This is a genomic window from Stenotrophomonas chelatiphaga (assembly GCF_032054965.1).
Lineage (GTDB): Bacteria > Pseudomonadota > Gammaproteobacteria > Xanthomonadales > Xanthomonadaceae > Stenotrophomonas > Stenotrophomonas chelatiphaga.
On sequence record NZ_DAMBRS010000006.1, the window covers coordinates 154566 to 168986 of the forward strand.

The following is a 14421-nucleotide window of genomic DNA, read 5'->3' on the forward strand; positions in this document are numbered from 1 at the left end:
GGGTCATGCGGCGCGGCGCAGGGTTTCGGTCAGCGATTCGATGCTGGCGGCCTTGGGCTTCACCAGCCAGAACTTGCCGATGTAATCGCGGAACTCGTCCATGATCTGCTGGGCCCAGATGCTGCCGGTCAGCTCGCGATGGCGGCCGATCAGCCGATGCAGGTGCTGGCGGTAGTTCTCGAAGCCTTCGGCGGACACGCGATGGATGTCGATCAGCTCATGGTTGTAGCGGTCGACGAAATCACGGTCCACATCGAGCACGTAGGCCAGCCCGCCGGTGAAGCCGGCGCCGAAGTTCAGGCCGACCTTGCCGAGCACCAGCACCACGCCGTCGGTCATGTATTCGCAGCAGTGGTCACCGGCGCCTTCGATCACCGCCAGCGCGCCGGAGTTGCGCACCGCGAAGCGCTCGCCGGCCCGGCCGGCGGCGAACAGCTCGCCACCGGTGGCGCCGTACAGGCAGGTGTTGCCGATGATCGCGGTGCTGCGGGCCTCGAAGCGCGCGCCGCGTGGCGGACGCACCACCAGCCGGCCGCCGGCCATGCCCTTGCCCACGTAGTCGTTGGCTTCGCCTTCCACTTCCAGGTGCAGGCCACCGACGTTGAAGGCACCGAAGCTCTGCCCGGCGGTGCCGCGGAAGCGCAGTTCCAGCGGCGATTCGGCCATGCCCTGGTTGCCGTGCGCGCGGGCGATGGTGCCCGACAGGCGGGTGCCGATGCTGCGGTCGGTGTTGTGGATCAGGAAGCGATGGTCGCCGCCCCGCTTGTTGGCGATGGCATCGGCCAGCAGGCCGTCCATCTGGGTGGCCAGGCTGTCCGGTGATTCGTACAGGCGCTGGGCGGCGCAGTGGTTGCCTTCGTAGCTGGCATCGGCGAGCAGCCGCGACAGGTCCACGCGCACGCCTTCGCGCGGCGCGGTATCGATCTGCCGCAGCAGTTCGGTGCGGCCGACGATGTCCTGCAGCGAACGCACGCCCAGGTAGGACAGCCAGCCGCGCACTTCTTCGGCCAACAGCTTGAAGAAGTTCTCCACGCGTTCGGGCTGGCCGGTGAAATAGTTCTCGCGCAGGCGCTCGTCCTGGGTGGCCACGCCGGTGGCGCAGTTGTTGAGGTGGCAGATGCGCAGGTACTTGCAGCCCAGCACGATCATCGGACCGGTGCCGAAACCGAAGCTGTCCGCGCCGAGGATGGCCGCCTTGACCACGTCCAGGCCGGTCTTCAGGCCGCCATCGGTCTGCAGGATGGTGCGCGCGCGCAGGTCGTTGCCGACCAGTGCCTGGTGCGCTTCGGCCACGCCCAGTTCCCACGGCACGCCGGCGTAGCGGATCGAGCTGACCGGCGAAGCGCCGGTGCCGCCGTCGTGGCCGGAGATGGTGATCAGGTCGGCGCCGGCTTTCACCACGCCAGCGGCGATCGTGCCCACGCCGGCATGGCTGACCAGCTTCACCGACACCAGCGCGGTCGGGTTGACCTGCTTGAGGTCGTAGATCAGCTGGGCCAGGTCTTCGATGGAATAGATGTCATGGTGCGGCGGCGGCGAGATCAGGCCGATGCCCGGCTTGGCATAACGCAGGCGGGCAATCAGTTCGTTGACCTTGTGGCCGGGCAGCTGGCCGCCTTCGCCGGGCTTGGCACCCTGGGCGACCTTGATCTGCAGCACTTCGGCGTTGACGAGGTATTCGGCGGTGACACCGAAGCGACCGGACGCGACCTGCTTGATCTTGGAACGCTTTTCGGTGCCATAGCGGGCGGGGTCTTCGCCGCCTTCGCCGGAGTTGCTGCGGCCACCCAGCCGGTTCATGGCGATGGCCAGCGCTTCATGCGCTTCCGGCGACAACGCGCCCAGGCTGATCGCCGCGGTATCGAAGCGCGGGAACAGCTCGCTGGCCGGTGCCACCTCGTCCAGCGGGGTGGGCGTGGCGGCGGGTACCAGCTGCAGCAGGTCGCGCAGCGCCGACGGCGGACGTGCATGCACGGCATCGCAGTACGCCTGCCAGTGAGTCGGATCGCCCGAGCGCGAGGCGCGCTGCAGGGTCATGACCACGTCCGGGTTGTACATGTGGTATTCGCCGCCGTGGACGTACTTCAGCAGGCCGCCGACGTCCGGCTGCACCTGGTCGTCCCAGGCCTGCACGGTCAGTTCGCGGGCTTCGGCATCCAGCCGCGCGAAGCTGACGCCGCCGACCCGCGACGGCGTCTCCGGGAAGCACAGCTCGACCACGTCCGGCTCCAGCCCGACGATCTCGAACAGCTGTGCACCGCGGTAGCTGGCCACCGTGCAGATGCCCATCTTGGAGATGATCTTGGACAGGCCCTTGTACACGCCCTTGCGGTAACGACGGCCGATCTGCGACTGCTCGCCGCCCTTGCTGAGCTTGAGGATGCCGCGGCGGCCGAGGTCGAACAGGGTCTGGTAGGCCAGGTACGGATACACCGCGGTGGCACCGAAGCCGAGCAGGCAGGCCATGTGGTGCGGATCGCGCGCGGTGCCGGTTTCCAGGATCAGGTTCACCTCGCAGCGCAGTCCGGTGTTGCACAGGTGGTGGTGCACCGCGCTGGTAGCCAGCAGGGCATGCACCATCGGCCGGTCGGTGACCGGATAGCGGTCGGACAGCAGCAGCATGACGATGCCATCGCGCGCGGCCTGTTCGGCCTCGGCACAGATGCGCTCGATGCCGGCGCGCAGGCCTTCTTCTTCGCTGTAGGACAGGTCGATCAGCCGGTTGGCGTCGGCGTACTGCTCCATCTTCAGCAGCTGGCGCAGCTTGCGCTGGCTCAGCACCGGCGAGTTGAGGATGACGTGGTTAACCGTCTCCGCGCCGGCATGGAAGATGTTGGTCTCCTTGCCGAGCTGGGTGGACAGCGACATCGCGCAGTCTTCGCGCAGCGGATCGATCGGCGGGTTGGTGACCTGCGCGAACGCCTGGCGGAAGTAGTCGTACAGCGGCCGGCTGCGCTGGCTCAGCACCGCCATCGGCGTGTCATCGCCCATTGAACCGGTGGCTTCCTGTTCGGTTTCCGCCAGCGGGCGCAGTACCTGCTCCACTTCCTCGGTGCTGAGCTGGTACAGCTTGTGGTAGCTGCGCAGGGTGCGGGCGTCGAACGGTTCTTCCACCAGCGAAGGATCGATCAGTTCGGTCTGCAGGTAGGTCACGCCCTGCTGCAGCCACTGCTTGTACGGCGCGCGGCCGCGGTTGATGCGGTCCACCGCCTCCGAATCGAGCAGGTCGCCGCGCTTGAGGTCGATGGCGATCATCTCGCCCGGCCCCAGCTTGCCCTTGCGCACCACGCGTTCGGTCGGCACTTCCCAGACGCCGGCTTCGGAGGCGACCAGGAAGTGGCGGTCGGAGGTGAGCATCCAGCGTGCCGGGCGCAGGCCGTTGCGGTCCAGCGTGCATACCGCATAGCGGTCGTCGCAGGCGACGATGCCGGCCGGGCCGTCCCACGGCTCGCTGTTGAGCCCGTGGAATTCGTAGAAGGCGGCGAGGTCGGGATCCTTGAATTCCAGCGACTGGGTGGCCGGCGGAACCAGGATGCGCAGTGCCTGGATCAGCTCCATGCCGGCGCTGACCATCAGTTCCAGCATGTTGTCCAGGCTCTGCGAATCCGAACCGTGCATGGAGATCACCGGATCGAATTCAGCGATGTCGAAGCGCGGGGTCTTCCACACCTTGCTGCGCGCCTGCGCCCAGCGACGGTTGCCTTCGATGGTGTTGATTTCACCGTTGTGGGCGAGCATGCGGAACGGATGCGCCAGCGGCCAGCGCGGCAGCGTATTGGTGGAGAAACGCTGGTGGAACACGATCGCGCTGGAGGCCAGGTCGCTGCGCTGCAGGTCCAGGAAGAAGCGCGACAGCTTGTCCGGCAGCACCATGCCCTTGTAGCTGATCGCGTTCGGGCTGAGCGTAGTGACGTAGTAGTCGGCGTGGTCGCGCAGCGACTGTTCGCTGCGGCGACGGGCCAGGAACAGGGCCAGGGTGAAGGCGGCATTGTCCTGGGCCTGGCCGGCATCGACGAAGACCTGTTCGATGCGCGGCAGCGTGTCGCGTGCCAACTGGCCGCAGACGCTGGGATCGGTCGGCACCACGCGCCAGCCGCGCGGCTGCGTGCCGGCCTTGGACAGCTCGGCTTCCAGCGCGGCGCGGCACTGCGCGGCGGCGGTTTCATCGTGCGGCAGGAACACCACGCCGGCAGCGAAGCGCGCGCCGACGCTGATGCCCGCTTCGGCGGCGATGGCTTTGAGGAACACCTGCGGGCGACGCAGCAGCAGGCCGCAGCCGTCGCCGGTCACGCCGTCGGCGGCGACGCCACCGCGGTGGGTCATCCGCGAAAGCGCGGCGATGGCGGTATCCACGAGCAGCCGGGACGGCTGGTCATCCAGCTGGGCGACCATGCCGAAACCACAGGCATCGCGCTCGTGTCGTGGGTCGTAAAGCCCTTGGCGGTTGCGGGGGGCCATCTTTGCCTCTTGGTCAGGTGAGCGGGGACTCCTGCGCCTGCCCACAGGACGCGCCGTGACCACCGGAATGAGGGTGCCGTGCCGGGATGGCAGGGACAGCGAAGCAGCGTCCTGGCGTTGGTCGATGCGACCGTTCCCCCGGCAGGGCGGATGCCCCGTGCGGTGGCGTGCCTCCCCTGGCGCTCGCCAAGCGCTTTCGCGCTCATTCCAGGAGACAGGACGCGCTGCCTGGAGCGCGCGGGATGCCACCGGATGCTTCGACTAGACCATAGATGGTGCAATGCCGCAACACACGGTTGCACGCGCAACCAAGGCGCTGGCAAGTGCTTGCCAGCGCTGGGGAAATCAGCCGCAGCGAAGGCCGCTGACCACATCCTTCTCGTCCACTTCCACATTCAGGCGCTCGCCCACGAACTCCATCGTGGTCATGTCGCCGGGGCGCAGCACGCGCAGCGATTTCGCACTGGCGTCCTGCTGGGCCTGGCTGCCGAGGGCATCGGTGAAGGGCTGGCCGACCAGGCTCTGCACCTGGGTGGCATCGCAGTTGCCGATCGGCGGGGCTTCGGTCGCCTTGCCGGCTTCGTCGGCGGGGGCGGTGGCATTTTCAGCGGCCTGCTGGGCCTGTGCGGTGACGGCATCCTGTTCGTCCATCGGCGGCGCCGAGCAGGCGGCCAGGAACAGGGTGGCGGGGAGCAGGAGCAGGAAGGGGCGCGCCAGGCGCGGCAACTGCGGGAACGACATGCGGACTCCGGAAACGTTCTGGATGACGAAAGCGTGAGCATAACGGCTGTAGGCCGTCCACGTGTTCGTGTTGCGTTATTGACGCGGCCTGCTCGGCGCGACGGCCACACTGCAGGCATGAGCCAAACCGCCGCAACCCCTGAAAAAGCCGCCGCCCGCGCCGCCGGACTGCGTTACGTGGACGACAGCCAACCGGGCTATCAGCGACGCCGTGCGGGCAAGGGATTCGCCTACCGCGATCCGGCCGGACAGGCCGTTCGCGATGCCGACGTGCTCGCCCGCATCCGCTCCCTGGCCGTGCCGCCGGCGTACACCGATGTCTGGATCTGCCACTGGCCCAACGGCCACCTGCAGGCGACCGGCCGTGATGCGCGGGGCCGCAAGCAGTACCGCTACCATCCCGACTGGGCGCGGGTGCGCGGGGAGGGCAAGTTCGACCGCATCATCGCCTTCGGCGAGGCGCTGCCCACGCTGCGCCGGCATCTGCGCAACGACCTGAAGCGCACCGGATTCCCGCGCGAAAAAGTCCTGGCGATCGTGGTCGCGCTGCTTGCCGACACCCTGGTGCGGGTCGGCAATGAAACCTATGCGCGCGAAAACAAATCCTTCGGCCTGACCACGCTGCGCAACCGGCACCTGGCGCTGGTGGCCGGCGGGCGGGTGCAGATGCGCTTCCGCGGCAAGTCCGGGCAGCAGCATGAGGTAGAGATCGGCGACAAGCAGCTGGCCAGGCAGGTGCGTCGCATCCAGCAGCTCCCCGGGCAGGCGCTGTTCCAGTACCGCGACGACGACGGCACGCTGCAGCCGGTCGATTCCGGCGAGGTCAACGACTACCTGCGCGAGGTGATGGGCGAGGAGTTCACCGCCAAGGATTTCCGCACGTGGGGCGGCACCGTGGAAGCGCTGCGGGCGTTCGCCGCCACCGAGCTGCCCGAGCCGGCCAGCAAGACCGCACTGGCCGCCGCGCAGCGCGAGGTGGTGTGCAAGGTGGCCGACCTGCTGGGCAACACGCCGGCGGTCTGCCGCAAGGCCTATATCGATCCCAGCGTGTTCGGCGGCTGGGAGCGGGGGGAGCTGGTCGCGCTGGCCGGCCTGCGTGGCCAGCGGCAGTGGGAACAGGCGACCCTGCGCTACCTGCGCAGGGCACGCCGGGTGACGGCCAAGGTCAGCCGCAGCACCAAGGTCAGCCGCAATAAATAGCGGTGATGTTGTTGGTGCGACCGGTTTCGATCGTCAGCCGCTCGCCGCCTTCATGCGCGGCACCGGCGGCCGGATCGGCGCTGCCGCTGGCGGTGGGGCCACTGCGCTCGCGAGTGCCGCGCAGTACCTGCACCTGCAGGCTGTCACTGTCCACGCGCGCACGCTCCACGGTCGCCGCCGACGCCGCCAGGCCGACCGCGCCCTGCACCTTGTCCAGGTGGCATTGACCGGAAATCACGCCGTCGATCGGCTGCACCTGGGCCACCGGCGTGCTGCTGCAGGCGGCCAGGGAAACGGCCATCGCGGCCACGCTGAGGTAACGGATCATCGATGCAGCTCCACTGGGTTCGAGGCCTCCAGCCTGACGGGTGCGGCGTGGTGTCGGGATGAACGCGTGCACATGCCGGGCACGTTGCATTCACTGCCACGGCAACGCGCGATGTGGAGACTGGTTGCACGCCCTGGACACACCGCGCTGTCCTGGACAACCCGCTTCAAGAGGAGATCTCATGGCTACCGCCAAGACCGCCCCGGCAAAGAAAGTCCCCGCCCGCCAGAAAGCCACCCCGAAGGTCCGCAAGGGCACCCGCGCCGCCGCTGCGGCGCCGGCCGATGCAGAAGGCACCGCACGCAAACGCGTGGTCAAGACCGCCACCCGCAAGACCGCCGCCACCGACGAACGGGGTGCACGGGTCGCCGCGCGACAGCGTCGCCTGCAGGACCAGGAAAAGGCCAAGGACGCGCGCGCCAGCAAGCAGGCGGCGAAGAAAAAGGTGACCCAGGCAGGCACCCGCAAGCAGCCTGAGAAGATGCCCGCCCAGTCCATCGCCAAGCCCGGCCACGAGCACGCGCTGGACTTGGCGCCCCGTTTCCTTGCCCCGGACTACGCAGGCAGCGGCAAGCTGAAGGGCCTGCGTGCGATCGTCACCGGCGGCGATTCCGGCATCGGTCGCGCGGTCGCCGTGCTGTATGCCCGCGAAGGCGCGGACGTGGCCGTACTGCACCTGGACGAACACGAAGATGCCGATGTCACCCGCCAGCACGTGGAACGCGAAGGCGGACGCTGCATCGTGATCGCCGGTGACGTGCGTGATCCGAGGTTCTGCAATCGCGCGGTGAAGCAGGTGGCCAAGGCCTTCGGCGGCATCGACATCCTGGTCAACAATGCGGCCTTCCAGCTGCATTGCCATCGCCTGGAAGACCTAGATGACGCCCACCTGCATGAGACCCTGCAGACCAACATCGGCGGTTACATCCAGATGGCCCGCGCCGTGCTGCCGTACCTTGGCGAGGGTGCCAGCATCGTCAATTCGGGATCGGAAACCGGCCTGTTCGGCAGCAAGTCGCTGATCGACTACTCGGCCACCAAGGGTGCCATCCATGCCTTCACCAAGGCCCTGGCCAGCCAGCTGCTGCCGCGCGGCATCCGGGTCAACTGCGTTGCGCCGGGCCCGGTGTGGACGCCGTTGAATCCAGCCGACAAGGCCGCGCCGGACGTCGGCGAGTTCGGCCAGGACAGTGACATGGGCCGCGCCGCGCAGCCGGAAGAGCTGTCGCCGGCCTACGTGTTCCTGGCCGCGCCCAGCTGTTCCAGCTACATCAGTGGCGCGATCCTGCCGGTGATGGGCGGCCCGCGCGGCTGACCCCTTGCCGTTCGTCGGTACATGACCTTCGGGGGGTTGACTACACCTGTCGCCACGGGCACTGTGGCGACACGTGTAGTCACCCAAGGAACCGTGCCATGCACCGCAAAACGATCGGGGACCAGGAACTGGCCCTGCTGCAGTACATCGACGAGGCAGGAACGCCCAGCGTGGGCGAAGTGGCGGTCGGATTCGGCGAGCCGCGCGGCCTGGCCCGGTCCACCGTGCTTACCATGATGGAACGCCTGCGCGGCAAGAACTACCTGCGTCGCGAGCAGGCCGACGGCATGTACCGCTACCAGTCCACGGCCGGGCAGGACAGCGTGGTGCAGGGCGCCATCGCGCAGTTCGTCGACCGCACCCTGCAGGGCTCGGTGTCGCCGTTCGTGGCCTATCTGTCCCAGCGCGATACGGTCAGCGACGACGAACTGGCCGAGCTGGAAGCACTGGTCGAACAGCTGCAGTCACGCCGGCAGGAGGGCTGAGCCATGGACGCGAACCTGATCGTGATGCTGGAACGACTGGCCTGGACCAGCCTGCAGACCGCGCTGCTGGTCGCGCTGGTGTGGGGCGTCTGCCGCGCCGTGCCGTCACTGGGCGCCGCCGCGCGCTGCCGGATGTGGTGGCTGGTATCGCTGCAGGCGGTGCTGGGCCTGTTCTGGGCGCAGCCGCTGCAGTTGGCGGTGCTGCCGGCACCGGCGGTGACACCGTCGATGGGCGAGACGGTGTACGTGCAGGCGGCCGTGCTGTCGGCACAGGGGCTGGCGAATGCCGAGCAGGGCATCGCGTCGTCCGCCTTGTCGACCACGCCGTGGTGGGCACTGGCGCTGGCCGCGTTTTGGTTGGCTGGCATGCTGGCCATGGCGTGGCGGACCCATGGCGAATGGCGGCGGAGCCGCGCGCTGCTGGCCCATGCCATCCCGTGCGATGACCAGGCGCTGGTACACGCGCTGCAGCTGGCGGCAGAAGCGCACGGCCTGCGTCGTGCGCCGCGCCTGTGGATGAGCGCCGACATCGATGCGCCGCAGGTGGTCGGGCCGTTGCGGCCGGTGCTGCTGCTGCCGGTGGGTGTGCATGCACTGCAGGGTGATGCGCTGGACCTGGCGCTGACCCATGAACTGCAGCACCTGCAGCGCAACGACCTGCAGTGGGGCCTGCTGCCGGCGCTGGCGCAGCACCTGTTCTTCTTCCATCCGCTGCTGCGGCTGGCGGTCAGCGAATACGCGCAGGCCCGCGAAGAAGCAGTGGATGCGGCGGTGGTCGATGGCCGTGGCGAGCGTCGCCAGGATTACGGCCGGCTGCTGTTGCAGCTGGGCGTGATGCCGCGTCCGCACCTGGGGGTAGCCAGCGCCGCGCCGAGCCGGCACAGCCTCAAGCGCCGCTTGATTTCGCTGCAGCGGCACCAGGCATGCCCGAAGGCGTTGACGGCGCTGCTGACGGTGGCCGTGCTGGCCGTGGCGATCCTGCCGATGCGGCTGGTCGCGGCCGCGCCGCCACCGCCCGCGCCACCTTCGCCGCCAGCAGCGCCGGCCGCACCGGCCGCACCGCCTGCGTTGGCAGCACCGGACGCACCGCCGGCGCCTGCCGCTGCCACCGTTCCTGTGCCTCCGGCACCGCCTGCGCCGCCGCCGGCACCGGCGAGCGCACGCAGCGGACATGCCAGCACCACCACCCATACCGTCAGCCACGACGACGGCCACCGCGTCGCCACGCTGATCACCCACGGGCGGCTGGACCTGGGGGACCGGCCGGCGCGTGCCCACGTGCTGGTCACCGGCAATGAGAGCTATGCCGACGGTGCGCTGGATGACGTGGCCCAGGCACGAAGTGACCTGGGTGCGGGTGCAGCGGGCTTCTGGTTCCGCCAGGGCGACCAGCGTTACGTGGTGCGCGACACCGCACTGCTGCAGCAGATGCAGGCCGCCTATGCCGACGCCGCACGACTGGGCCAGCAACAGGCCGCCCTGGGATTGAAACAGGGTGCGCTGGGCCGCCAGCAGGGTGAGCTGGGCCGGCGTGCCGGTGAGCAGGCGCGGGCGGTCGCGCAGCACGCACGGGACACCGCGCGCAATGCGCTGGGTGGCTCAGCGGACATCAACCGCGATGCCGCCGCGCAGGCCGCGCGTGCGTCGCGCGGTGCGACCCAGGAGGCGACGCACGATGCGTTGTCCCGCCTGGCCAGCCGGCAGGGCGAACTGGGCAGGCAGCAGGCGGTGCTTGGCGAAGAGCAGGCCGAACTGGGCCGGCTTCAGGCGGAGGTGCAGGCACGTGCCTCGCGCGAGGCCGAGAAGGTCATCGCCAAGGCGCTCGCGGACGGGCGCGCCGTGCGGCTCTGAGCATCAACGAGGGAGCGGGTCACTGCCCGCTCCCTCGCGGCAGCTCAGCCGCAGCTGGCTGAAATGATCTTGTTCTGCTCGTCCACGCGGACGGTAACGCGGTCTTCGCGGTAATCCATGGTGACGGCCATGCCCGGCTTGACCACCCGGATGGTCCGCGCCCCGGCATCGCGCACCGCACGGTCGATGACCTCCTGGCTGGCCATCTGGCCGCTCAGCGCGGTCAGCGTATCGGCATGGCAATGGCTGCCGAGTCCAGCCGGTTCCGGTTTCGGCTGGGTGGGCGCTATGTCCGCAGTGGGCGGGGTACTGCTGCAGGCGGCCAATGGCAGCAGACAGCCGAGCAACAACCAACGATTCGAACGCATGACAGGCCTCCCGGGGCGATGGACGAATGCTACGAGCCGCCACTACGCGCCATGTGCCGTCAACGTCGGGTAAACGGTTGCTCACCCCGCCTGCAACGGCAGGCAGTTCACCGGCGGTGGCACATCGGCCTGCGCCTGCTGTTCCACCAGCGCCAGGAACAGCTGTGCCAGCGTCACCACGTCCTGGTGGTTGTGTTCGACCACCCGCCGCAGGTTCACCGCATCGCCGCCGCGCAGGTAGCGCAGCCAGGCGGAAGGGGCTTCCGAACCGGGCAGGTCATCCTCGCGCACCACCTTCAGCAGCTGCCGTTCGATGGTGGCCAGCCGGCAGTTTTCCCAGACCCCGCGATAACGCCGACGGGTCGGGTACAACAGGTCGATGTGGTCCAGCGCGGTGATCGGATCGCCCTGCCGTGCGAGCCGGTAGCGGGTCTTGAGCAGCGGCGCGTCGTAGCTGCGTCCGTTGTAGCTGGAAAATACCGTGGTCGGTGCCAGCCAGCCGGTGAAGGTGCGCAGCATGGCGGTCTCGGCGGCCATCGTGGAGATCATCAGCTGGCGGATGCGCAGGCCCGCCCCCCGTTCCGGATGCAGATGCCAGTCGGCCGCGCCGATCATGAAAGCGCGGGTGCCGGTGCCGCCGGCCAGACCGGTGGTTTCGGTGTCGAAGAACAGCAGGTCCTGCGGCGCCACGTGCTGCTGATCGCGCTTGGCGAACGCCAGTGACAGCGGCGCCGACGGGACATCCCCCGGCAGGAACGATTCGATCAGGTGCAGGCCCGGCGCGATCTCGGTGCCGGGCAGGCTGCGGTCCTGCGCGCGCGCCCGCGGTGCCGGGGTGGCTTCGCTGCCGCGTTCGCGCACGCCCAGCAGCCGTCGCAGTCCTTTGGCATCGGCTACCTGGCGTGGCGCTGCGGCCACCCCGGTGGGTTTGTGGCGGATTTCCTTTTCCACCCAGGCAAACACCGAACGCGCGGGGGCGGGCTGCCTGGCATCGTTGGCCGCGGCGGGCAGTGCCGGCGCCGGCTGCGGCAACGCTTCGGCGGGCGCCATCGGGGCAACCGCCTTGGCATCCCCGGCCTGCCGCCGCAGCAGCCGCAGCTTGTCCAGGCTCAGGCTCACGGTGCCAACAACTCCATCGGATCGGCGATCACCACCGATACGTCCGGTACGTGCTCGCAGGCCTGCGCATCGAACAGGTCGAGCACGCGCAGGGCCAGCGCACGCGGGGTGGTGTCGTCGGCTTCCTGCGCGGCCAGCACCGGGCCGACGCAGGCCGGGCAGCCGGCCTTGCAGTCGCAGCGCTGCACCAGTTCGCGCGCGCGCTGCACCAGCTCCTGCTGGCGCAGCCACAGCGGCTCGCTCAGGCCGACCCCGCCGGGGAAGTTGTCGTACAGGTAGACGGTGGGCACGAACTGCTGCAGCAGCTCCACCGCGCCAGGGTCGCCTTCTTCGCCGCGCAGCTGGCCGCGGCCGCTCTGGTCGGCGATGGCGAACCACGCGCCGTCGCCGTTGCCGACCGCCTTCTGGAGGTCGCGTGCGTCGGCCATCACCGCCACGGTGGCGACGATGTGCAGCGCGTAGGCCGCGCCCAGGAAACCGTCCAGCGCGTCCTGCTTGCTGGCGAACGCGCGCAGCAGCAGCGCCTGCGGCAGCTGCCACCACACCGAGGTGGTATGCAGTTCCTGGTCGGGCAGGTTGACCGGGCCGTAGCCGATGTTTTCATGGGTGTAATAACGGATCTTCTTGTAGCCGGCCACGCGCCGTACCACGTGCACTTCGCCATGGTGCGCATCGCCGCGGCCGGCGACGTTGCCGTCGAAGCGGTCAAGCACCTTGAGCTTGGTGAAGTCGATGCTGTCGGTGTAGTAGTCCACGTGCGTGCGCGTGACGTAGGCCTTGCGGCCTTCCCAGTCCAGCGTCTCCACCTGGTAAGGGGTGGACTGCACCATGTGGATGGCGCCCTCGTACAGGGTCAGCGCCGCGGCCGAGTAATCCACCTCGGCGATGATCTGCTGCTTGCCGCCGCTGCGGTCGACCACCACGAAGTTGCCATCGGCCACCGAACGCAGGCTCACCGCGTTGGCCGGGTAGCTGTCGGCGATCCATTCCCAGCGCTCGCCCTCGCGGTGCACCACCTCGGTTTCCGCCAATGCTTCCAGGAACACTTCCGGGTCGATCGGGCCGAAGCCATCGCCGACCAGGAACGGCAGTTCGAAGGCGGCGCAGCGGATGTGGTCGAACAGGATCAGCGGCTGGTCCGGGGCGATGCGCGCATGCTCCGGCGAGGCATCGCCGAAGAAGTCCGGGTGGCGCACCACGTACTGGTCCAGTGGCTGCGAACTGGCGACCATCACCCCCAGCGCGGGCTGCTGGCGGCGACCGGCGCGGCCGAAGCGTTGCCAGGTGGCGGCGACGCTGCCCGGATAGCCGTTGAGGATGACCACGTCCAGGCTGCCGATGTCCACGCCCAGTTCCAGTGCGGAAGTGCTGACGATGCCGTCGATCTGCCCGGCGCGCATGGCGCGTTCGGTCTCGCGGCGCTCGGTCGGCAGGTAGCCGCCGCGGTAGGCGCGGATGCGGGCGGGCCTGCGCGGGTCGTGGTCGAAGATGTCCTTGAGGTATTTGGTCAGCACTTCCACCATCAGCCGGCTCTGCGCGAACACCAGCGTCTTCAGGCCGGACTTGATCGCGATGCGCGCGATGCGGTTGCTCTGCGAGCGCGCCGAGGCACGCAGGCCCAGGTCCGGATTGACCACCGGCGGGTTCCACAGCAGCACCTGCTTGGGCCCGCTGGGCGCACCGGATTCGGTGATCGCGGTGACCGGCGCTTCGATCAGGGCCTCGGCATGCGCCTGCGGGTTGCCGATGGTGGCCGAGCACAGGATGAACTGCGGTTGCACCCCGTAGAACGCGCAGATGCGCTTGAGCCGGCGCAGCACATTGGTCACGTGGCTGCCGAACACGCCGCGGTAGGTGTGCACCTCGTCGATCACCACGTAGCGCAGGTTCTCGAAGAACTGCGCCCACTTGGTGTGGTGGGGCAGGATGGCCTGGTGCAGCATGTCCGGGTTGGACACCACGATGTCGCCATGCAGGCGGATCGCCTGGCGGGCATCGCCGGGGGTATCGCCATCGAAGGTGAACGCCTTGACCCCGAGGTCGCCGGCGCGGTTGAGCTCCAGCAGTTCGGCCACCTGGTCCTGGGCCAGCGCCTTGGTCGGGAACAGGTACAGCGCCTTGGCCTTGTGCTGCATGGCCGCGCTGACCACCGGCAGGGTGTAGCACAGCGATTTGCCGCTGGCAGTGGGGGTGACGATGGCCACGTGTTCGCCGCGCTGTGCCGCGTCCCACGCGTGTGCCTGGTGGCTGTAGAGCTGGTCGATGCCGCGCGCTTTCAGGGCGGCGGCAAGCGCCGGCGGCACGCTGTCCGGGATCGGCGCGTAGCGGCCTTCGCGGCCGGGGATGGCGAAGCTGCCGGTGATGCGGTCGTGGTAACGGCGCTGCAGGCGCGCGCCGAGCAGGGCGCCGTCACGTGCCGGCAGGCCATCGCGGGTGGCGAGCTGGTGTTCGGCATCGGCGGTGCGCTTGGCGAGTTCGTAAGCCATCAGGAAAACATGCCGCAAAGAACCATATGGGAACACAGCTTTGTCTCAATGCCTGAGACGCGCATGTCCT

The 14421-nt window shown here is 68.8% G+C and carries 10 protein-coding genes; 4 read left to right on the forward strand and 6 right to left on the reverse strand.

Annotated features, from left to right (window positions below):
- Nucleotides 1–3: 3 nt before the first annotated feature.
- Nucleotides 4–4458 (reverse strand): glutamate synthase large subunit, encoded by a 4455-nt coding sequence (gene gltB, locus RTX79_RS10235; protein ID WP_312683561.1) that lies wholly within the window; start codon nt 4456–4458, stop codon nt 4–6.
- 345 nt (nt 4459–4803) lie between these two features.
- Nucleotides 4804–5199 carry an I78 family peptidase inhibitor gene (locus RTX79_RS10240; protein WP_123699951.1) on the reverse strand — a complete coding sequence of 132 codons (396 nt, stop codon included), beginning with the start codon at nt 5197–5199 and terminating at the stop codon, nt 4804–4806.
- Nucleotides 5200–5316: 117 nt separating this feature from the next.
- Here RTX79_RS10240 and RTX79_RS10245 point away from each other — a divergent pair, with 117 nt between their 5' ends.
- Nucleotides 5317–6399 carry a DNA topoisomerase IB gene (locus tag RTX79_RS10245; RefSeq protein ID WP_312683562.1) on the forward strand — a complete coding sequence of 361 codons (1083 nt, stop codon included), beginning with the start codon at nt 5317–5319 and terminating at the stop codon, nt 6397–6399.
- Here RTX79_RS10245 and RTX79_RS10250 read toward each other — a convergent pair.
- Entirely contained in the window at nt 6383–6727 is a 345-nt protein-coding gene (locus tag RTX79_RS10250; RefSeq protein ID WP_309689266.1) for a hypothetical protein, read from the reverse strand. The two genes, RTX79_RS10245 and RTX79_RS10250, sit on opposite strands and share 17 nt — an antisense overlap.
- A gap of 181 nt (nt 6728–6908) precedes the next feature.
- On the opposite strand from RTX79_RS10250, the gene RTX79_RS10255 reads away from it, so the two are divergent.
- From RTX79_RS10255 to RTX79_RS10265, 3 genes are all read left to right on the forward strand, one after another.
- The gene (locus tag RTX79_RS10255) at nt 6909–8042 is read left to right on the forward strand and encodes an SDR family oxidoreductase (RefSeq protein ID WP_312683564.1); all 1134 of its coding nucleotides are present in this window, start codon (nt 6909–6911) and stop codon (nt 8040–8042) included.
- Between the two features lie 98 nt (nt 8043–8140).
- Nucleotides 8141–8527 (forward strand): BlaI/MecI/CopY family transcriptional regulator, encoded by a 387-nt coding sequence (locus RTX79_RS10260; protein ID WP_057508951.1) that lies wholly within the window; start codon nt 8141–8143, stop codon nt 8525–8527.
- Nucleotides 8528–8530: 3 nt separating this feature from the next.
- On the forward strand, nt 8531–10378 hold the full coding sequence (locus RTX79_RS10265; protein WP_312683565.1) for a M56 family metallopeptidase: 1848 nt from the start codon (nt 8531–8533) through the stop codon (nt 10376–10378).
- Between the two features lie 44 nt (nt 10379–10422).
- Here the strand turns inward: RTX79_RS10265 and RTX79_RS10270 are convergent, their stop codons facing one another.
- The 3 genes from RTX79_RS10270 to RTX79_RS10280 form a co-directional block, all read right to left on the reverse strand.
- Complete coding sequence (locus RTX79_RS10270) at nt 10423–10746, reverse strand: I78 family peptidase inhibitor (protein ID WP_309689254.1); 324 nt, start codon at nt 10744–10746, stop codon at nt 10423–10425.
- Between the two features lie 81 nt (nt 10747–10827).
- On the reverse strand, nt 10828–11865 hold the full coding sequence (locus RTX79_RS10275) for a ribonuclease H-like domain-containing protein (protein ID WP_312683567.1): 1038 nt from the start codon (nt 11863–11865) through the stop codon (nt 10828–10830).
- Entirely contained in the window at nt 11862–14351 is a 2490-nt protein-coding gene (locus RTX79_RS10280; protein ID WP_428695987.1) for a DEAD/DEAH box helicase, read from the reverse strand. Before RTX79_RS10280 ends, RTX79_RS10275 begins: the two co-directional genes overlap by 4 nt.
- Nucleotides 14352–14421: the final 70 nt, after the last annotated feature.

Coding starts and splice junctions, on each gene's coding strand:
- gltB (WP_312683561.1), bottom strand. CDS start 4,458: ATGGCCCCCCGCAACCGCCAAGGGCTTTACGACCCACGACACGAGCGC.
- RTX79_RS10240 (WP_123699951.1), bottom strand. CDS start 5,199: ATGTCGTTCCCGCAGTTGCCGCGCCTGGCGCGCCCCTTCCTGCTCCTG.
- RTX79_RS10245 (WP_312683562.1), top strand. CDS start 5,317: ATGAGCCAAACCGCCGCAACCCCTGAAAAAGCCGCCGCCCGCGCCGCC.
- RTX79_RS10250 (WP_309689266.1), bottom strand. CDS start 6,727: ATGATCCGTTACCTCAGCGTGGCCGCGATGGCCGTTTCCCTGGCCGCC.
- RTX79_RS10255 (WP_312683564.1), top strand. CDS start 6,909: ATGGCTACCGCCAAGACCGCCCCGGCAAAGAAAGTCCCCGCCCGCCAG.
- RTX79_RS10260 (WP_057508951.1), top strand. CDS start 8,141: ATGCACCGCAAAACGATCGGGGACCAGGAACTGGCCCTGCTGCAGTAC.
- RTX79_RS10265 (WP_312683565.1), top strand. CDS start 8,531: ATGGACGCGAACCTGATCGTGATGCTGGAACGACTGGCCTGGACCAGC.
- RTX79_RS10270 (WP_309689254.1), bottom strand. CDS start 10,746: ATGCGTTCGAATCGTTGGTTGTTGCTCGGCTGTCTGCTGCCATTGGCC.
- RTX79_RS10280 (WP_428695987.1), bottom strand. CDS start 14,351: ATGGCTTACGAACTCGCCAAGCGCACCGCCGATGCCGAACACCAGCTC.